The sequence below is a fragment of the Porphyromonas sp. COT-290 OH3588 genome (assembly GCF_000769075.1).
GTDB lineage: Bacteria > Bacteroidota > Bacteroidia > Bacteroidales > Porphyromonadaceae > Porphyromonas.
On record NZ_JRFC01000002.1, the window covers coordinates 1 to 20,397 of the forward strand.

Here is a 20,397-nt window from a genome sequence, read left to right on the forward strand (position 1 = left end):
TGTATGTTGTCAAACAAAAGTGCACTGCTAGGGATCCGAATTAGTTGGTGAATTGCGTGTAACTTTAGAGAACAAAAAACAGAGATTATGGCAACAGAAACAAAGAAGAGTAAACGGGTTAAATCGACTAGCCCAGAGTCACTACTCAAGGACATCCGTCGTAACACGAAGCGCATCTTCAGCTCAGAGCAAAAGGTGCTTATCGTTATGGAGGGCATTCGCGGAGAGCTTAGTGTGGCAGAGCTATGCCGCAAGTATGGCATCAGCGATACTACATATTACAAGTGGAACAAGGAGTTTATCGAGGCAGGCAAGGCTCGCCTCGAGGGAGACATATTGCGTGAGGCGACAAGCTCTGAGGTGCAAGAACTTCGATCTCAGAATCAAGATCTTAAGATGGCTCTAGCTGAGCTTGTGCTACGTTACGACATCGTAAAAAAAAGCTTGAAACACTTCGAATAAGTAGCCAGCATCAAAAGTATATGAGATATACAGCAGAAGAAAAAGAGGAGATTATTCGGGTTGTTAAGTCTTCAGAGATTAGCATTAGCGAGTCCTTGCGTTACTTGGGCATTCCTAAGCGTAGCTTCTATAATTGGTATCACAAGTATAGAGTAGGCGGGCTCGACGCCCTTCGTAGTAAGCCCAGCCGAAGTCCCCATACTTGGAATCGTATCCCCGATACGCTTAGAGCTTTAGCCCTTGAGTTGGCCTTAGAGCACCCCGAGATAACGGCGAGAGAGCTCTCCGTTAAGCTCCTGGAAGAAAGTGGCTTGTTTATATCGGAGTCCAGCTATTACCGCATTCTTAGGGCAGCAGGCTTACTAGAGAGGATAGAACATGATTTTGTTTGGGCGGCCAATGAATACAAACATAAGACGCAGTTCCCCAATGAAATGTGGCAAACGGACTTTACCTATTTCAAAGTCAAGGGCTTTGGCTGGTATTATCTTTCCACGGTCTTGGACGATTATAGTCGCTACATTATTCACTGGGAGCTTTGTAGCTCGATGTCTGCGCAGGATGTCGCACGATCTATTGATCAAGCTATGCTCAAAGCAGGGTTAAATCACAAGAATGCTCCTAAATTGCTCTCAGACAACGGGCCTTGTTATATTGCTAGTTCTCTGAAAGAGCATCTTAGCACGAAGTTCAACATAAAGCATATTCATGGTAAGCCCTTGCATCCACAAACACAGGGGAAGATGGAACTCTACCACCGATCAATGAAGTGAGTTATCAAATTGCAGCATTACTTCGCGCCCTCAGAGCTCGAAGAGGCTATTGGGGAATGGGTTGAGTACTACAATGAGAAACGCTATCATGAGTCGCTGGGCAATCTAAGGCCAATAGATGTATACCTCGGCAGGCAGGACCAGATCCTCAAAATAAGGGAACAACTCAAAAGAGACTCACTAAAGCAACGATATCAAGCAAACAAATCAAATCAACAAAGAGACATTTCACTAAATTTGTAGCAGTGCACTTTTGTTTGACAACATACANAGAGACTCACTAAAGCAACGATATCAAGCAAACAAATCAAATCAACAAAGAGACATTTCACTAAATTTGTAGCAGTGCACTTTTGTTTGACAACATACACGTATTATGTAATTCTTTTCTCATGTATATCTAAGGTTATTTGTACAGTTGGTCTATCTCTGACTTTGGGGCATAGACATAATTACCAATCTGCCTTATGGGGATGGAAAACTTTCTGATATGCTTATATACCGTGCCTTCCGTAACACCAAACTTGGCTGTTATTTCACCAATCGTGTAGCAATGCTCTGGCTCAAGGTTGTAAAGTTTAGACTCATTTCTTGTTCTCTGCTTTTGTTCATCAACAGGCCTCAGATTAAAGTTGCGTTCTAAATCCTCTCTACAGATGCGAGTCATCCTTTTTCCCAAGTTATAACTTCGGAGAGCCTTACTTCTAACAAGTCGGTATAGTGTATCTCTGCAAACGTCGTATAGAGCAATAGCATCGGAAATAGAGAGGTAGGGTTGATCCTTGGGAACCTTTGCAGCCTTCTCTCTCCGTAGCTCTTCTAACTTTTCCTCTCGCTTCTTTTGTGAATACGCAGACCTTGAGCACTGTATAGAACAATATCTCGATGTGATTATCTTGGCAAGAAAGGTCTTCCCACACAATTCACACTTTCGCTCAATCTGAAATTTTGCAGCTGGCATACGATTTTCGTATCTATCTGATAATCAAATTATTTTTTTTATTTAAGTCGCACTTTATATACTAATAAGTCGCGGCACAAATATGGTACAAATATACGACTAAAATCGATAGAAAACGAAGAAATACGAGAAGCTACAGAAAATAAAAATAGCAGTAAGTTGTTATCTTACTGCTATTTACTATTTATTTGATGCTCTTTTGTGAGCGGAATTACTTCACTTCTTCGAAGTCGGCGTCGGTGATGTCGGAGCCTTGGGTTGAGCTACCGCCAGTCTGTGCACCGCCTGCGTTAGGCTGAGCATCGGCTGTAGCACCACCTTGTGCCTTGTACATCTCTTCCGTAGCAGCGTGGAAAGCTGTATTCAGTTCGGCTGTAGCAGCGTCAATGGCTTCGATGTTCTGATCCTTGTGCGCCGTGCGGAGCTTCTCGAGAGCAGCTTCGATAGGAGCCTTCTTGTCGGCTGGGAGCTTATCGCCCAGTTCCTTAAGTTGCTTCTCGGTCTGGAAGATCGTGCTGTCGGCGTGGTTCAGCTTCTGGATGCGTTCACTCTCGCGCTTGTCGGCCTCGGCATTGGCTTCGGCTTCGGCTTTCATGCGCTTGATCTCGTCATCGCTTAGACCGCTAGAGGCTTCGATGCGGATGTTCTGCTGCTTGCCCGTTGCCTTATCTACAGCCGTTACACTAAGGATACCGTTGGCGTCGATGTCGAATGTTACCTCGATCTGAGGCGTCTGGCGAGGAGCTGGAGCGATACCGTCGAGGTTGAAACGACCGATGCTCTTATTGTCCTTAGCCATAGAACGCTCACCCTGTAGCACGTGGATCTCTACCGATGGCTGGTTGTCTACCGCCGTGGTGAAGATCTCGCTCTTCTTCGTTGGGATCGTCGTATTGGCTTCGATGAGCTTAGTCATCACACCACCCATCGTCTCGATACCGAGTGATAGAGGCGTTACGTCTAGTAGAAGCACGTCCTTGATTTCGCCCGTGAGCACACCGCCCTGGATCGCAGCACCTACGGCTACCACTTCGTCTGGGTTCACACCCTTGCTTGGAGTCTTGCCGAAGATCTTCTCTACGATTGCTTGAATAGCTGGGATACGTGTCGAACCACCTACGAGGATGACTTCGTCAATCTCGCTCTTGCCTAGACCAGCGTCGCGCATAGCCTGCTCACATGGAGCGATACAAGCCTGAATGAGACGATCGGCTAGCTGCTCAAACTTAGCACGAGTAAGCGTGCGCACGAGGTGCTTAGGAATACCATTTACTGGCATGATGTAGGGGAGGTTAATCTCCGTAGATGTAGAGCTAGAGAGCTCAATCTTGGCCTTCTCGGCAGCTTCCTTGAGACGCTGCATCGCCATAGGATCTTGGCGTAGGTCAAGGCCTTCGTCAGCCTTAAATTCATCTGCAAGCCAGTCGATGATCACGTGGTCGAAGTCGTCACCCCCTAGGTGTGTATCACCATTGGTTGAGCGAACCTCAAACACTCCGTCGCCAAGCTCAAGGATAGAGATATCGAACGTACCACCACCGAGGTCGAAGACCGCAATCTTCATATCCTTGTCGCTCTTGTCTAGACCGTAGGCGAGTGATGCGGCTGTTGGCTCGTTGACGATACGGCGAACGTTGAGTCCTGCGATCTCACCAGCTTCCTTAGTAGCCTGACGCTGAGCGTCGTTGAAGTAAGCAGGCACTGTGATCACAGCGTCGGTTACTTCTGCGCCGAGGTAGTCTTCGGCTGTCTTCTTCATCTTCTGCAGGATGATTGCAGAGATTTCCTGTGGCGTATAGAGACGGCCGTCGATGTCTACGCGTGGCGTATCGTTGTCGCCCTTAACTACCTTATAAGGTACGCGATCTAGCTCGCCAGCTACCTGTCCGAAGGTCTCACCCATGAAGCGCTTGATCGAGTAGATCGTCTTCGTTGGGTTAGTGATAGCCTGACGCTTGGCAGGATCGCCCACCTTACGCTCGCCACCCTCGATGAATGCCACAACTGATGGAGTCGTGCGCTTACCTTCGCTGTTTGCGATAACGATTGGCTCGTTACCTTCTAGTACGGATACGCAAGAGTTTGTCGTACCCAAGTCAATTCCAATGATTCTTCCCATAATACTTATATTGTTTTATTGTTAATTCCTTAATGAGTTCGATGAGGAGCTTTCCGCTCGAACGCTCGCTCGACAAGGAGTTAAGCAAAGCATGTGCCACGATGAGAAGTAGCCTTGACGTCTGTCATAATGACTGACAATGTGTCGGAATACAATCTTAGTTCGTGTCCGAGTCTGCCAAAGATGGCTGATGAGTAGGGCTAAAAAGCATAGCACCTAACTGGACAAATCCAGTTAGGTGCTATACCATACATAATAATGTAGAGAGATGACTGCCTACAGGCTTTGGTCAGTATAGAGTTCTACATCGTCACGTCGCTCGAAGAAGTAGCTGGAGGGGTAGGCTTGAGCCTCTGGAGCTTGGTTGATTATCTGACGCAAGATGGTGCGCTTGCTCTCGCCGACGGCGTGGAAGAGGACGCGCTTGGCCGCCATGATCGTTGGCCCCGTCATCGCAATGCGCTTCTGGCCACTGGGGTGTGTCGCCACAACGTATGGAGTAGGTGTCTCGAGCAGCTTCATTTGTTGAGGAAAGATGGACGAAGTATGGCCATCATCACCAATGCCTAGGATTACGGCATCGAAGATGGGGAGTTTGTGCTCGGTTGGTAATTGCCTTCGTACTAGCTCTGTGTAGCGAATGGCCTCCCCGCTGGGGTCGCTCTCGCCCATGATGCGGTGCACCTGCTCGGCGGGTATAGGGACAGAGCTAAGCATCGCCTCCTTGGTCATACCATAATTGCTCTGCTCGTCGGTCGGGGGTACACATCGCTCGTCTACCCAGTATAGATGTACATGAGCCCAGTTAATCTCCTCTCTCAGGGGCGAACTAGCCATAAGCTCAAAAAGTAGCTTAGGCGTGCTACCACCAGATATGGCTACATGTATATCGCCTTGTTGAGTGCCACGGACGAATATCTCACGAGCTAGAGCTGTGGCGACCTCATGTGGTGTCGGATACTGATAGATCTTCATAGGCTTATAGCTCGCAGTAGAGCTCCGAATTGGTTAGGTTCTTACACGGGTTGGTCCAGTTGCAGCAGTCGCCATCCATGATCTCGTCACTCTGCTTAGGCCCCCAAGTGCCAGCAGGATAGCCATACAGAGGGAAGTGCTCATCTTGCCAAGCCCTGAGGATTGGGTCGAAGAATCGCCAGCTCATCTCCACAGCATCGCTGCGAGTGAAGAGGGTCGAGTCCCCGAGCATACTATCCTCCAAGAGGCGTGAGTAGGCATCGCCAGAGGCTAGCCCCCCGAGCTGGTCGTAGGTAAAGTTCATCGATACTTTCTTCACCTCGAAGCCTGATCCGGGTACCTTAGCCCCGAACTTGAGGACAATACCTTCGTTGGGCTGTATGCGTATGATGAGTTGATTGGGGATAGAGCGTCCGTCTGCCCCAGCAAACATCTTGTGAGGAGTTGGCTTGAAGTGGATGACAATCTCCGTTACCTTGGTCGGCATCATCTTGCCTGTACGGATATAGAATGGGACACCGTGCCATCGCCAGTTGTCAATATGGAGCTTCATCGCCACAAAGGTTTCGGTACGGCTCTCGGGACTGATTTTATCCTCCTCACGATAGCCTCTGTGGTATTCGCCTTTCCATTCACTCTCCGTGTACTGACCTCGGATTACGCTACGGCGAATATCTTCTTCGCTCATCGGACGGAAGGCTTGATAAACCTTGACCACCTCGTTGCGAAATAGGTCGGCGTTGAACTGTACAGGTGGCTCCATGGCCACAAGTGCTACAAGCTGAGAGAGGTGATTCTGTACCATATCACGCAGAGCTCCCGTCTCGTCGTAGAATCCTCCACGACTCTCAACGCCCATATTCTCAACGGCTGTGACTTCTATGCGGTCGATATAGTTCCTATTCCACAGAGGCTCAAAAATACCATTGGCGAAGCGAAGTGCCATGATGTCTTGCACGGTTTCTTTGCCTAGGAAATGATCTATACGGTAGAGCTGGTGTTCTCTGAAGCATGAGCGGTATATCTCATTGAGCTCCTCGGCACTTTTGAGGTCGTAGCCAAAGGGTTTCTCTATGATGATACGTCGGATAGGGCGAGGCACGCCGTCTTCGCCCCTATGGGCATTGAGGTGGCATCTGCCGTCGGGGCTATCGCACTCCTCTCTGTTGAGACCAACGGAAGCTAGGTGTAGAGGCACAACGCCGTATAGCGAGGGTGGGGTAGAGAGATAATAGATATAGTTGGCAGGGTTGTCGATCTGCTCGTCTAGCTCCTGTAGTCTACTCTTGAGCTTGGGGTACTCCTCCTCTAGAGCAGGATCCATAGATAGGTAGTGGACGCTAGCGAGGAACTGCTCGGCTAGCGAGGCATCGTACTCGCCCTCGGCAAGGTATTTCTTGAGGCTCTCGTCTAGGTGAGGGCGATACGAAGCACTATCGTAGGCGGTACGTCCGAGGCCTAGTACGGCAAATCGCTTGGGCAGCTTGGCCTGCTTAAAAAGCTGATAGAGCGAGGGTATGAGCTTGCGCTTGGTCAAGTCCCCAGATGCTCCGAAGATAACCAGTATGAGGCTATCGGGTTTGGTTGGATTATTCATTGCTCTAGCTAATTTTCTTTACTATTTAGTCAAGTATGTATATAAGCCACTTCCTACCTGTTTTGTTTACCTGTGGCTCCTTACAGAGACGAGAGCATCTTGTCCAGTAAGATAGGCATACCATACTGTCCTCGTTGCTCTTCGTCTATCAAGAGGTAGCCCCCCTCTGTAGTCCTAGGGGTGTAGCTTCTAGCCTCTGCCAGATAGAGGTTGGCGTGTAGCAACCTATGGGTAAGGCGGTGCTTGAGCGTAGCCACTGGCTTGGGATGTACAACCAGCCCTTCTAGGCCCTCAAAGAGATTGCCGCAGTCTTGGGTACTGAATATCCCTTCTAGAGTTTGTGGCTCTGGAGTTTCTACTAGGGGTAACTCGTAGAGCCCCTCCCAGATATCGCCCTTGCCCCGACGACGAATGAGTGTATAGATGGAGCCTGCCGAGTGGATACGTACCAAGAAATAGTGTAAATAACGCTCTGTTACCTTGATTTTACCCTGCTTGACGGGGAGGCTAAGCTGATTGCCCTGTCTATGAGCCACACATAACTGAGCGAAAGGGCAGGCCTGGCAGCTTGGTCTGCGTGGTGTACAGCAGAGAGCACCTAGCTCAATCATCGCCTGATTATGGCGCCCCGGCTCTTCTGGGTCGAGTAGCTCTTGAGCAAGTGCTCGGAATAGTTTCTGTCCACTAGGCGTATCAATGGGTTCGTCGATGCCGAGTAGCCGACTGACTACTCGATAGACATTGCCGTCTACGGCTGCATGTGGCAGGTTGTAGGCGAAAGAGAGTACTGCTGCTTGCGTGTAGGGCCCTACACCGGGGAGGCGTTTGATTTGCTCCAGCTCTCGTGGTATATTTCCACCGAACTCATCGACCACCACGCGTGCTGCACGCAACAGGTTACGCCCTCGGGAATAATATCCTAGTCCCTGCCATAGGCGTAGCACATCGTCCTCGTTTGCTTTGGCTAAGTCTTGGATCGTAGGGAAGGCATCAATGAAGCGGAAATAGTACCCTAGACCCTGCAGCACCTGCGTTTGCTGGAGAATAACCTCCGAGAGCCAGATGTGATATGGGTCTGTCGTTTCACGCCACGGTAGCGCACGTGCGTTTTGCCCGAACCATAGAGCGAGTGAAGCACGTAGATCCGCCAGCTCTGTTGTTGATAGTATGGTTCTCAATACCACCTATCTATTATGCTGCTTTAGGATCTGCCCAATCGCTTCACGCCAGTCCTCTCCATTGGCGGGGCAGTAGGTCACGAAGCCTAGTTCCTCGGCCATCTGTACGTTGGCTGGTCCGTCGTCGATGAATAGGGTTTCGCTCGGGAGCATACCAGTCTGCTCAATCATGAGCTCAAAAATGCCTCTGTGCGGCTTGACCATACCCATCTCGCAGCTAGCGAACTTGCGCTCGCAGTAGCTACTGAGCGGACGGCCATTTGGGAGGAAGCTGGTACTCTCGGCAAACTCCATAACGTAGGGGTTCGTATTGCTCAAGATGTGCACCGTGTAGTCTTGGCGTAGTGTGTCGATGTAGTCAAACTTATAGCTCGCTACTTCCTCCAAGAATCCCATATAGGCATCATATATCTCCTCCTGTCGGAGCTCTCGACCAGCAAGCTGACTGAGAGCCGAGCGAAACTCTTCTTTGCTCATTCGTCCGTCTTCTATCTGCAAGAAGTAACCACTCTGCAGATACGGATCTAGCATCTTCTCTATGTCGGGTATGCCTAGGGCGGAGAAGCGTCTGAGCGCTTCATCTTTGTTGAGGTGGATCAGCACCCCTCCTAGGTCGAATACTATGGTCTTAATCATAATTGCACTTGTAAATAGTCTGTCTGCCGTGGCTCGGCTGATGGGTTAGTCGTTACTCAAAGCTTGGAGGCGACTCCCTCGGGCAGACAATGTCGCTTTAGTGAATAAAAGGTAATGCCTCTATCTGAGGTAATAGGGGTTGGCCGTCGTTGTTGTCGATGATCCAAGTAGCCGAGCATGTCATATCTGCTTGGCTCATCTGACTGCGTATGCGTGCCCGTATAGCCTCTTCCGCTGTCGCATCTCTATGCATAGCACGCCTGATGCGCACCTCGTCGTCGGCCATGACTACCAGTACACCGTCTACCATACGCTCTAGCACTCCCCCCACCAGCAGGGCACTCTCTATGGCACACACGCACACGCCACGCCGGATTAGCTCTTCTCTCCAATAAGAGAAGTCCCTACGGACAGCAGGGTGCACAAGGGCATTGATCTGCTCAAGTGCCGTGGTGTCGGAGAAGATGATAGAAGCTAGGCGAGGGCGATCGAGTCTACCGTCTGACGTGGCATAGAGCTCAGGGCCGAAGAGCTTGATGACCTCAGCCCTAAGCTCGGCGTCTGTGTCGTAGAGGGCTTTGGCCCGCTTGTCTGTATCGTAGACAGGTATGCCGTAGGTGGCGAGTATTGTGCTGACGAGCGACTTGCCACTACCTATCCCACCAGTGATACCGATAGTCACGATCTTAGTCTGCATAAGGCTCTAGGGTGTTACCTTCTCCAAAACAAACTGGACAGCCTCGGGCTTGAGGCTGTATCGTTTGATCCAATCGGGCCGTTTGGTGAGCTGAACCGTCAGCTGACGAGGAGCTACAGTATCGCCACTCTCTCGGCTTGCCGTAGCCTCGGCATAATTGATGGATAGCTCTACATCGGCCTCTACTAGGTCGGCATAGCGAGATCTGGGCAGTGTGAGCAGGACGGTCACTGAGCTAGGCAGAGGGTGTAGGACATAGCCAACTGGTACGCCTCTAGTCTGTACTGGCAGAGTAAAGCTCTGCTCGGTAAGCTCCTCAATGGTTACGTGTACTCTAGCTTGGCGAGTCTGACAATAAGCCCCAGCGGGCATGATGAGGTCTACATTGCTGGAGATACTCTCTCGCAGCTCTCTCTGGCTGATAGCCCCGGTACTGATCTGCTGGATAGTATCTAGGCTCTCCTTGGTGCCAAAGATCACGACATCTGTGGGGTGTAGCTCCACAGCACTAGCCGTAAAACCCGCTGCTGTGCTAGGGTCAGAGCCTAGCACTATGGGTACTCGCTTGCTCACACGCTTCTGTAGCACCACGTGTATATCGCCTACAGACTGCTGCAAGACTTGGGCAGATGGAGATAGACGCTGCTCTATCTGTGCTTTGAGTTCCTGCTTACTGATGCCGATGTACTCACGCCCAGTAGCTTCTCGGCTGGTCTTGAGGACAATCGGCTCCATGCCATCTAGTGAGTAGCGTATATGCTCGAAGCCTTTGTCCTGCACTTGTAGCTCTAGGCTCTCTGGCACATCACCGCCGAGGGCGTTGTTTAGGGCGATAGAGTCGTAGGCTATGGGAATGGATATCGGTCTAGTGAAATCGCCTTGAAGGCGCTGCAAAATCCAAAATCCAAAAGCCACTCCTAGGAAAAAGATAAAAGTCAGCAGGCGGGAGCTACGTAAAATACGTTTGCTCCCTCTGGCTGACTTTTTTACCTTGTGGGACGAGTCGCTAGAGCCTAGGTTTAGTTTCATATATTATAGGTAGTAGAGAAACTAATCCGTAGATCCAAACTTGTTGGCAGGATGCTACTTCTTGCTACTATCCTCGGTAGCGAATACAGAGTTCTTGTCGATGCTTACTCGTACATTATCTGCGATCTCGATGACGAAGTCATGCTCATTGACGTGCTTGATCGTACCATAAATACCACCCGAAGTTACCACTCTGTCGCCTGCCTTGAGGGCATTACGCTTCTGCTCCACTTCTTTTTGTCGCTTCTGCTGGGGGCGGATCATGAAGAAGTAGAAAACAACAACGATAGCGATGATGGGCAAGAAGCTCATCCAAGAAGACTGTGCTCCTGCAGCTTGCAATAGGATTGGGTTCATCAGTTTTGTCTTTAGAGTTTAATATGAATTGATTTAGTTTGAGAGCTGGGTTACTGTTTGAGGATTTTACCCTCGGACTTGAGCGCTTTGGCCACGGCATCTAGAACGCCATTGACGAAGGAGGCACTTTTGGGGGTGGAGTAGATCTTGCTAAGCTCTACATATTCGTTTATAGAAACGTGCGTAGGGATACTTGGGAAGTGTAGGAACTCCACGATAGCCATTTGCATGAGGATCATATCCATATCAGCTAGACGCTCCTTATCCCAGCCGTCACTGATGTGCTGCTCGATAAGCTCGACATGCTTCTTGTGGCCGAGTAGTAGCTGGCGCATCAGGTGCTGGGCATAGACCTCGTCATCGGCATCACGGTAAGCTGGTAGTAACACTTCCTCCATCGAGAGCTCTTCGTCTATCCTCTTGAGCGTCTTGGCTACGAAATCCTTGACGATCTCTACGGCACCCATAGAGAGTTTGGTAGACGAGTATAGCTGACCACTGCGAGCCTCGGCGAAAGCAGTGTCTAGCTCCTCCCAACCGGGGTGCTCCTCAAACTCGGCTTTCTCTGTTTGTGATAGCTCGTCGTCCCAGTAGACGGACTGGCTCTCTAGATACTCGGCCAGTAGTGGGTGTGGAGCGATGATAGAGTTGAATACCTCAACCCAAAAGGTGCGATCGTTGGCGAAGCTGTCTTCTCGCTCTAGGTAACCCTTGTAGAGCTCGCTACCCTCTATTTGATTGATGAGCTGGCGTAGCAAAATATCCTCCTCACTCCACGCTAGAGGAAAAGAATTGTACCACAGCTCTATCGGTGCACACTCGTCGATCTTCTGAGCGAGTCTATTATTGACTAGACGCTTATTGGGGTTGCGCTCCTCCGGGCTGGCGAGATGTTTGGTGCGACGAACTTCTAGGATCGCATCGTATCGCTCTGTAAGCTCAGGGATCAACCTAAGGAGAAAAAGGTATAGGTCGTAGGTGCGGGTTAGGCTCACCTTCAGCTCGGCCTCCGCTGAGGTGAGCTTCTGTTCTTCTCTGTGAAAATGTGCGTAGGCCGTTTGCAATACGCGGGTACGAATAAGTAGTCTATTGATCATATTTCCAATTCCAATGCTACAAAGATATAACAAATATATGGCCTTATGTACCCTAGAGATTAGTGGCTTGATTCTCTGTGTATTTGTCTGCTTTAGTGCCAATCCTATGGCCTTATATATAGACGGTGCGAAGTGAGAAGTAAGACCTAAGAGCTCGATACCCTCTCGTCTTCTTTTTCTGTTAAGGGTTGTAAAGAAATATCCCCGAGTTTTGCCCCAATGAGAGAGATATTTTTTATCTTCTAATCAAGCTCTCAAGAAAATTGAAGGATCAATTACGGGAGATCGTAGGGCTAACTTGCTAGGGTGTGTCCTTCAACTTGGCAGGATTGATGGGAAGGAAATCGGAAATATCCGCCATATCTAGACGCAATCATGTAATATGTCTTTTTATTTGTTTGGTTTCCAGTGATTTGTGCTTCTTGCGTTTTAGCTGGTCGTTTTCGTTCGACTGGGACTAAGTGCCAAAATGAGGTCGAACTCAATCTAGAGCCTCCTAGAGCCCAAATACGAAGCCTGCCGTTTTTCGCCCTTGTTTGTGTCGTCTTTCCCATCAACATTCTGAAAACTGAGCTAAAATATAAATGAGACCGTTGCACGATATTCTTACGGAAGAGGCTGTTCAAAGCCGCTCTCAATATAGACTATCTCAAGAAGCTGCTAAAGATTTGATGCGGGTGCCCTGTCAAAACTTATAGAACTCGTCCATAGAGATTAATGACATGTGTTAACTAGTTTGTGCAAAGACAAGGGGCTGTGTCGAAATTCATTTTCGACACAGCCCCTTTTGGGTATTTCAGAATGCGCAAAATGCTAAGACAGAAGCCGAAGGGAGCATACTAGGGTATGTGACCAAAGCCGACGATGAAGTCCGTGCAGAGCAAATGTCACAAGTAACACAGTAGTATGCCTATTATGATGGACCTCCGCTTCTGGTCGATGCGGAGTGCTATGCCCTAAGTCTTGAGTACTACACCGCCTCTACTTTAGGGTTTGAGTAGCTTGTCTATCTGGAGTGTTTGGTAGGCATAGAAGGCCTTATCCTCAGCTGTGCCTCCAGCTCCTGCGTAGAGAGAGTGAATGCGCTTGAGGTAGGATAGCATCATTGGAGCCGTTATTGCAGAGGGTAGTGTAGGTAGACCGAAGTTGAAGCGAATCGTGTATTCGTTTAGTTGGGTGTCTTGGTGTTGCCAGCACGCATGGCAGGCTGGCATTTCGTTCCCCTCTGTCAGGTCGTTCTCTCCCAGTGATAGTCTGTTTGCTGCGCTAGACTTTGCTTTGAGCCCGCTACCGAAAGCTAGTGCCTCTATCGCAGCCGTCTGCATTACCTTGTCTTCTGGGCTCAGCTTCTCTCTCTTGAGTGTGCTGCGGAATAGCTCCTTGTATAGATCCTCCATGTAGGTTGGTAGGGTATAGTAGCGCTTGGCATCGAGTTCTCCGGCCTCGTGTATGCGTGCCAAGACAGTAGGGTCGTAGAGCGCATTGGTGATCATGGCGACACTACGCATAGCACGGCCTCGGTTGTACCCAATCCTATCAGTAAGCTCTCTAGGGTAGAGCCATTGGCCTACAGAGCGAGCTTGTCCCATCAGCCAGCGTAGAGCTCTCTGCTGCTCTGCCTTGCTGATGTAGTTCTTGGGAGCTAGCTCATCGCCTTGGCGTACCTCACGGTAGTCTATACCTCCTATGTATGGGAGTACATGCCCGATGTAGCGGTTGTACTGACTAACTAGAGATTGGTAGAGAGGTCTGATCTCTTTGTACTCCTCTCCTCTTTGGTAGCTCCATTGCTCTAGGTTGGTTAGGGTAATTTTGAGATTGCTGATGCCTAGGTCGCTGGCTTGTATGTGGTCGTTGCCTAGATCCTCGGTTTGATCTGTGGGGTCCACCGTTGCGAATACTTGTTGTGGCCCATAGGTAAACATCGGATTATTGGCCTTCTCCTCAATCCATTTGTTCAGTGTCTGTAGTTCGTCCTCTGGCTTTTGTGCTCCTGCGATTAGGCGATAGCCCCAAGCTATGGCGTAGGCATCGTAGACTCCGATGAGGGGTGGAATCATGCGTACACCACGCTCGTAGTCCCCGGGTTGAGCTACGTAGTTGTTGCGTGCATAGTCCATAATACTTGGGGTAGTGCCATACTTCTGGGTGAAGCTAGGGCTACGCAAGGAGTCGATAGGGAAGGAGTAGCTGGCGCCCATGTTGTGCATTAGCCCGAGTGTATGTCCAATCTCATGAGAGGCCACATAGCGCAGCGACTCACGCATCACTTCATCGTCGAATGTGAGTTTGCGTACTCTAGGGTCTACGGCCGAGGTCTGTGCAAATCGCCAATCGTGCACGAGGGACACAACGTTGTGGTACCAGATCACATCAGCAGTGAGAATCTCGCCCGAGCGGGGATCTACGTAGCTTGGCCCCATAGCATTGGGGATAGGAGAGGCTGCATACTTGAAGCAGCTATAGCGCATATCGTCTGGATCGAAGCTCGGATCGTTGGCTGGATAGTCGATAGCCCTAATAGCATCTTTGAATCCCGCATGCTCAAAAGCTTTGTTCCAGTCCTCAATACCCTCGCGGATAGTGCTGCGCCATTTGGGAGGGAATGCTGTATCTACATAAAATGTAATGGGTTTGGTTGGGACTACTAGCTCTCCAGCCTCATACTTGGCACGATCCTCCTCTCTGGGCTCGACTCGCCAGCGGTGAATGTAGACAAAGTCTTTGAGCCTATCGTGGCTGGAGGTAAAAAGCTCTTTGCCAGAGGAGAAGAAACCGATACGTTTGTCACCGAGGCGTGGCATCATTGGCTCCTTGGGTAGCTCATAGATAGAGCGGTGTAGCCCTACGGTATAGGATTGTTTGCCTTCTATCATATCGTAGCTTAGACGGCTCTTGATCTCCACATTCTTGGGAAAGGCCTTGACGCTAGAGATACTAGAGCCAGAGGCGTTGAATGCGGCTTTGATGCCACGACTTCCGCCGAACATCTTACTCATCGGGGTTTCCTTTTTGATTGGGCTGAGTAGAGCATCATTGCCAGCGAATAGAGCGGTCACGTCAATAGCTATCTTGTCGCCCTTGATTCCCCCAATCTTGAAGCCCCTGATGATTGGGTCGGCGAAGTTGCGCTCAAATGCAGGCTTGATTGGGTCTTGGTCAGCAACAAGGCTACTTGTTTGCACACTGTGTATGTAGACGCTGTGTTGGTCTTTGGAGAGGCGGATAGCGATTGGTCGGTCGATCATCTGCCCTGCCACATAGTCCTGTGTGTTGCTCGTTTCGGATACTCGGTTAGATAGCCCGTATAGAGGCCCAAAGTTCGCCTCCGAGAGTACCATAATCAGCTTGCCGTCTTTGCGTAGGTACATGTCAAATAGGCCTTCGCTTGGGGTTGCATCTTTGATGAGGTTCTCAAAGGCTTTGGTCTTGTCGTCCTTCGGAGGTGCAGCAGCGACAGCCCCTCTATTAGATCTCTTTTTTTTGATGATAGAGCAGGAGCTAGTAGATAGCCCTACGGACAGAAGGGTCATTCCTGCAATGATGCTAAATTTTTTCATTTTCTTATCTGTGGTTTGCGATGATCGCCTGCTAGGCTACGCAAAGCTAATCAAATTGTTAGTACTACCCTAGACATATTGTTTATTTGACGGGTTATAGAGGTTGCATAGTTCGCTCGAGGGGGAGGCTTAACCACGAGGGAGGCCTACTAAGTACCGCTAGAGTGCTTAACTATGGAGATTTAGATTTTAGACCAGATTTCAGAATGTTGATGGGAATACTCTCTTGAATATGGTACAAAAGGCATAAACCTCGTATTTGCCCCCTAGAAGGCTTCAGATTGCATTCTTTTTCTTTTGGGCACTCAACCCCTATTGGAGTGAAAAAAGATGTCTACTAGTGTCTGTTTTGAGCATGTTGGTAATCAGTTGTTTGTGTTTTATTTTTCGGTGGATTTGTGCATTTTCAGCTCTGGTTTTAGATTTTCTTCCCATCAATCTCCCAAGATTGGTGGACATATCGTCTAGTGTTAGACCTGAAACTGCCCCAAATCAATGGGAAGAAAAAGCAACTCCCACCCAGTAGACCTGCCAAGTATGTGGGGATGCCGTTGTGAAAATTTTACAAATTTGTTTCACTCTCGTGGTACCACCATCGGGTGGCAGTGACAAAAGCTAAGGCTTCGACCAGTCCTATGGATAAGACCTTGTCTTGTCGGTAATAGAATGATCTGCTCTTTGATGCCATACTTCCCTCCCAAGATGCTATATATCGTCTATTAAATTCACTCTGTGTCCCCTCTCTAAGAAGTTTTTTGAAGAATAGGTATGGTGTATTGTAGGATTTAGTACCTTTGCGACATTGGAGAATTAAATGTGTATTTGGCAATTCACTAAACTATATAAATATGGCAAACCAGAAAGAACGGCTGCTGACCGAATTTGCTCCTATCTCGACTCAGGAGTGGATGGACAAGATCACAGCTGATTTGAAAGGCGCCGACTTCGCCAAGAAGTTGGTGTGGCGTACAAACGAAGGGTTCAATGTTAATCCGTTCTATCGTCGCGAAGACCTTGAGGGGCTCACTACTCCTCACATGATGCCAGCCGAGTATCCCTACGTGCGCTCGACTCGTATGGACAACGACTGGCTCATTCGCCAAGACATCAATGCCTCAGACCTCAAGGCTGCCAATGCCAAGGCTCTAGACGTGCTGGGTAAGGGGATCAATTCTCTTGGCTTCAAACTCAAGAAAGACCAGATCAACGTTGAGTCTTTGCAAGTTCTCCTCAAGGACATCTTGCCCGAGGCTATTGAGCTCAACTTCACTTGCTGTATCTCTGTGGCTGCCAAGCTAGCAGGCGTACTCACAGAGTACTTCGCCACTACGGGAGCAGATGTAGCTCAGTGCAAGGGTTCGATTGCTTTCGATCCATTCAAGAAACAACTCGTGCGTGGTATCTCCAACCCCAATTGGGTGGAGAACTGTAAGACTCTTCTAGAGGCAGCTAAGGGATTGCCTCAGTTCCGTGTGCTTACAGTCAATGCACTTAATCTAAATAATGCTGGTGCCTATATCTATCAGGAGCTAGGGTATGCCCTTTCTTGGGGTGCTGAGCTCCTAGATAAGCTCACGGCTGCTGGCTACTCACTAGAGGAGGTTACTTCTCGCATCAAGTTTGTCTTTGGTGTTGGCTCCAACTACTTCATGGAGCTGGCCAAATTCCGTGCTGCTCGCTGGCTTTGGGCCGAGATCGTAGGTGCCTATGGCGAGGAATACCGTGGCGAGGTAGCCAAGATCCACCAGCAGGCGGTGACCTCTACTTGGAATAAGACAATCTTTGACGCACACGTGAACCTGCTCCGTACGCAAACCGAGGCTATGTCTGCCACGCTTGGTGGTGTAGACTCACTGACAGTACAGCCTTTCGATGTTACCTATCAGGAGTCGGACGACTTCTCCGAGCGTATTGCACGCAACCAACAGCTTCTGCTCAAGGAAGAGTGTCATTTCGATAAGGTAATTGACCCTGCTGCTGGCTCCTACTATGTAGAGTATCTGACCAACTCTATTGCCACTGAGGCGTGGAAGCTATTCCTTGCCGTAGAGGAAGAGGGCGGATTTGCTGCGGCTGTAGAGGCTGGTTCTGTGCAGAAGGCTGTCAATACAAGTAACGACAAGCGCCACGCTGCTGTGGCTGCTCGTAAGGAAATCTTCCTCGGTACGAACCAGTTCCCCAACTTCACAGAGGTGGCTGCTGGTAAGATTAAGATTGAGGAAGAGGGGCCACACACTTGTGGCTGTGGTGAGGCAACGATCGAGAAGCTTAATTTCTCTCGTGGTGCTTCGGACTTCGAGGCTCTTCGTCTAGCTACAGAACGCAGTGGCAAGGAGGTGAAGGTATTCATGCTTACCATCGGTAACCTCGCTATGCGCCTAGCTCGCTCACAGTTCTCTAGTAACTTCTTCGCTTGTGCTGGCTACAAGGTCATCGACAACCTTGGCTTCAAGACCGTACAAGAGGGCGTAGATGCAGGTCTTGCCGCTGGTGCAGACATCATCGTGCTCTGCTCTAGCGACGACGAGTATGCAGAGTTTGCCCCCGAGGCATTCAAGTATCTCGATGGTCGTGCTCAGTTTGTAGTGGCTGGTGCTCCTGCCTGCACAGACGACCTCAAGGCTATCGGTATCAACAACTTCATCAATGTGAAGAGCAATGTGCTTGAAACGCTCCGTGGCTTTAACCAAGTACTAGGCATTAACTAATAGCAAGCAACAGCAATGAAACCACAGTTTAAGAATATAGATATTAAGTCCGCTGGCTTCGCTAATACCGATGCTGCAGCTTGGGCTAGTAAACAAGATAATACCTCTGTTTGGCGCACAGCCGAGCAGATCCTCGTAAAACCAGTTTATACGGCTAGCGACCTAGAGGGTATGGAGCACCTAGATTATGCTTCTGGTCTGCCCCCCTTCCTCCGTGGTCCATATAGCGGTATGTACGCTATGCGCCCTTGGACGATCCGTCAGTACGCAGGGTTCTCTACGGCAGAGGAGTCTAACGCATTCTACCGCCGTAACCTCGCCGCTGGTCAGAAGGGGCTATCCGTGGCCTTTGACCTTGCCACACACCGTGGCTACGACGCCGACCACGATCGTGTAGTGGGTGACGTAGGTAAGGCTGGTGTATCTATCTGCTCGCTTGAGGATATGAAGGTGCTTTTCGATGGTATTCCATTGAACAAGATGTCTGTGTCTATGACGATGAACGGAGCAGTGCTTCCTGTCATGGCTTTCTACATCAACGCAGGTCTTGAGCAGGGTGCTAAGCTAGAGGAAATGGCTGGTACGATCCAGAATGATATCCTCAAGGAGTTCATGGTGCGTAATACATACATCTACCCACCTGAGTTCTCTATGCGCATCATCGCCGATATCTTTGAGTACACTTCTCAGAATATGCCTAAGTTCAACTCGATCTCTATCTCTGGTTACCACATGCAGGAGGCTGGAGCTACAGCAGACATCGAGATGGCTTATACACTCGCCGACGGTCTAGAGTACCTCAAGGCTGGTATCGCTGCTGGTATCCCCGTAGATAAGTTCGCTCCCCGTCTGTCTTTCTTTTGGGCGATTGGTATGAACCATTTCATGGAGATCGCCAAGATGCGTGCAGCTCGTATGCTCTGGGCTAAGATTGTTAAGCAGTTCAACCCCGAGAGCGACAAGTCTTTGGCTCTGCGTACGCATAGCCAGACCTCTGGTTGGTCCCTCACCGAGCAAGACCCCTTCAACAACGTAGGTCGTACTTGTATCGAGGCTATGGGTGCCGCACTAGGACACACGCAGTCACTGCACACCAACGCTCTTGACGAGGCTATCGCTCTGCCAACTGACTTCTCGGCTCGTATCGCTCGTAATACGCAGATCTACATTCAAGAAGAAACCATGGTATGTAAGGAGATTGACCCATGGGCTGGTTCATACTATGTAGAGAGCCTGACCAACGAGCTGATGCATAAGGCTTGGGCACACATTCAGGAGGTAGAGGAGATGGGTGGTATGGCTAAGGCGATCGAAACTGGGCTACCTAAGATGCGTATCGAGGAAGCCGCTGCTCGTACTCAGGCTCGTATCGACTCTCGCCAGCAGGTGATCGTTGGTATCAACAAGTATCGTCTGGAGAAGGAAGACCCTATCGATATCCTCGAGATCGACAACACGGCCGTGCGTTTACAGCAGATCGAACGCCTCACTCAGCTCCGTGGCGAGCGTAACGAAGAAGAAGTGCAGAAGGCACTTGCTGCTATCACACACTGCGTAGAAACTAAGGAAGGTAACCTCCTAGACCTAGCGGTGAAAGCAGCTGCTGTACGTGCTTCACTCGGTGAAATTTCGGACGCCTGCGAAACGATCGTAGGGCGTTATAAAGCAATCATCAGAACTATCTCAGGCGTGTATTCATCAGAATCAGGCGAAGACTCAGACTTCGTACGTGCCAAGGCTCTGGCCGAAAAGTTTGCAGCCAAGGAAGGTCGTCAGCCTCGTATCATGATCGCTAAGATGGGTCAGGACGGACACGACCGTGGTGCTAAGGTGGTAGCCACAGGCTATGCGGACTGTGGCTTCGACGTGGATATGGGACCTCTCTTCCAGACCCCAGAGGAGTCGGCTCGTCAAGCTGTAGAGAACGACGTACACGTGATGGGCGTTTCATCTCTAGCAGCAGGGCACAAGACCCTTATCCCACAGGTGATCGCAGAGCTCAAGAAGCTTGGTCGCCCCGATATCATCGTTACTGCTGGTGGTGTAATCCCTGCGCAGGACTATGAGTTCCTCTACAATGCTGGTGTTGCTGCTATCTTCGGTCCCGGTACTCCCGTGGCTTACTCAGCAGCCAAGGTGCTTGAGATCCTACTAGACGAGCCACAATAAGTAGGTTAGTTAAAACTCATCAATACAAGGAGAGCATGTCGAGATTTATCCGTCGGCATGCTCTCTTTGCTTTGATGGT

At 49.7% G+C, this 20,397-nt stretch carries 16 protein-coding genes; 5 read left to right on the plus strand and 11 right to left on the minus strand.

The window, feature by feature from the left end; translation table 11 throughout:
- Positions 1-87: 87 nt before the first annotated feature.
- From HQ48_RS09600 to HQ48_RS09610, 3 genes are read left to right on the plus strand one after another with little or no spacing between them, the layout of a single operon-like run.
- Positions 88-462, plus strand: a complete 375-nt coding sequence (locus tag HQ48_RS09600; protein ID WP_044231073.1) for a transposase — start codon at positions 88-90, stop codon at positions 460-462.
- 20 nt (positions 463-482) lie between these two features.
- Complete coding sequence (locus HQ48_RS09605; RefSeq protein WP_369794289.1) at positions 483-1,235, plus strand: transposase; 753 nt, start codon at positions 483-485, stop codon at positions 1,233-1,235.
- Positions 1,236-1,244: 9 nt separating this feature from the next.
- Positions 1,245-1,478, plus strand: coding sequence for an integrase core domain-containing protein (locus tag HQ48_RS09610; RefSeq protein ID WP_369794290.1), 234 nt, complete (start codon positions 1,245-1,247; stop codon positions 1,476-1,478).
- 163 nt (positions 1,479-1,641) lie between these two features.
- Here HQ48_RS09610 and HQ48_RS00030 read toward each other — a convergent pair whose 3' ends face one another.
- The 11 genes from HQ48_RS00030 to HQ48_RS00080 all read right to left on the minus strand — a co-directional run bounded on the left by HQ48_RS00030 (position 1,642) and on the right by HQ48_RS00080 (position 15,441).
- Positions 1,642-2,196 (minus strand): helix-turn-helix domain-containing protein, encoded by a 555-nt coding sequence (locus HQ48_RS00030; protein WP_044231075.1) that lies wholly within the window; start codon positions 2,194-2,196, stop codon positions 1,642-1,644.
- A 211-nt stretch (positions 2,197-2,407) separates the two neighbouring features.
- On the minus strand, positions 2,408-4,315 hold the full coding sequence (gene dnaK / locus HQ48_RS00035; RefSeq protein WP_044231076.1) for a molecular chaperone DnaK: 1,908 nt from the start codon (positions 4,313-4,315) through the stop codon (positions 2,408-2,410).
- 276 nt (positions 4,316-4,591) lie between these two features.
- Positions 4,592-5,290 (minus strand): 6-phosphogluconolactonase, encoded by a 699-nt coding sequence (gene pgl, locus HQ48_RS00040; RefSeq protein ID WP_044231078.1) that lies wholly within the window; start codon positions 5,288-5,290, stop codon positions 4,592-4,594.
- A gap of 4 nt (positions 5,291-5,294) precedes the next feature.
- Positions 5,295-6,887, minus strand: coding sequence for a glucose-6-phosphate dehydrogenase (gene zwf / locus HQ48_RS00045; RefSeq protein WP_044231080.1), 1,593 nt, complete (start codon positions 6,885-6,887; stop codon positions 5,295-5,297).
- Between the two features lie 80 nt (positions 6,888-6,967).
- The gene (gene mutY / locus HQ48_RS00050) at positions 6,968-8,065 is read right to left on the minus strand and encodes an A/G-specific adenine glycosylase (RefSeq protein WP_044231114.1); all 1,098 of its coding nucleotides are present in this window, start codon (positions 8,063-8,065) and stop codon (positions 6,968-6,970) included.
- 6 nt (positions 8,066-8,071) lie between these two features.
- A complete protein-coding gene (locus HQ48_RS00055) occupies positions 8,072-8,701 on the minus strand; it encodes an HAD family phosphatase (protein ID WP_044231082.1) in 630 nt (209 codons plus the stop codon).
- A 97-nt stretch (positions 8,702-8,798) separates the two neighbouring features.
- Positions 8,799-9,398, minus strand: coding sequence for a dephospho-CoA kinase (gene coaE / locus HQ48_RS00060; RefSeq protein ID WP_052408884.1), 600 nt, complete (start codon positions 9,396-9,398; stop codon positions 8,799-8,801).
- A 6-nt stretch (positions 9,399-9,404) separates the two neighbouring features.
- On the minus strand, positions 9,405-10,427 hold the full coding sequence (locus tag HQ48_RS00065) for a YbbR-like domain-containing protein (RefSeq protein WP_044231084.1): 1,023 nt from the start codon (positions 10,425-10,427) through the stop codon (positions 9,405-9,407).
- A gap of 54 nt (positions 10,428-10,481) precedes the next feature.
- Positions 10,482-10,784: a preprotein translocase subunit YajC gene (gene yajC / locus HQ48_RS00070; RefSeq protein WP_044231086.1), complete on the minus strand. Its 303-nt coding sequence runs from the start codon at positions 10,782-10,784 to the stop codon at positions 10,482-10,484.
- Between the two features lie 50 nt (positions 10,785-10,834).
- Positions 10,835-11,881 carry a transcription antitermination factor NusB gene (gene nusB / locus HQ48_RS00075; protein WP_044231087.1) on the minus strand — a complete coding sequence of 349 codons (1,047 nt, stop codon included), beginning with the start codon at positions 11,879-11,881 and terminating at the stop codon, positions 10,835-10,837.
- A 986-nt stretch (positions 11,882-12,867) separates the two neighbouring features.
- Entirely contained in the window at positions 12,868-15,441 is a 2,574-nt protein-coding gene (locus HQ48_RS00080; RefSeq protein ID WP_044231088.1) for a zinc-dependent metalloprotease, read from the minus strand.
- Between the two features lie 848 nt (positions 15,442-16,289).
- Between HQ48_RS00080 and mutA the strand changes: the two genes are divergently transcribed.
- Complete coding sequence (gene mutA, locus HQ48_RS00085) at positions 16,290-18,149, plus strand: methylmalonyl-CoA mutase small subunit (RefSeq protein ID WP_044231090.1); 1,860 nt, start codon at positions 16,290-16,292, stop codon at positions 18,147-18,149.
- A 15-nt stretch (positions 18,150-18,164) separates the two neighbouring features.
- Positions 18,165-20,318, plus strand: coding sequence for a methylmalonyl-CoA mutase (gene scpA, locus HQ48_RS00090; protein ID WP_044231093.1), 2,154 nt, complete (start codon positions 18,165-18,167; stop codon positions 20,316-20,318).
- Positions 20,319-20,397 lie beyond the last annotated feature (79 nt).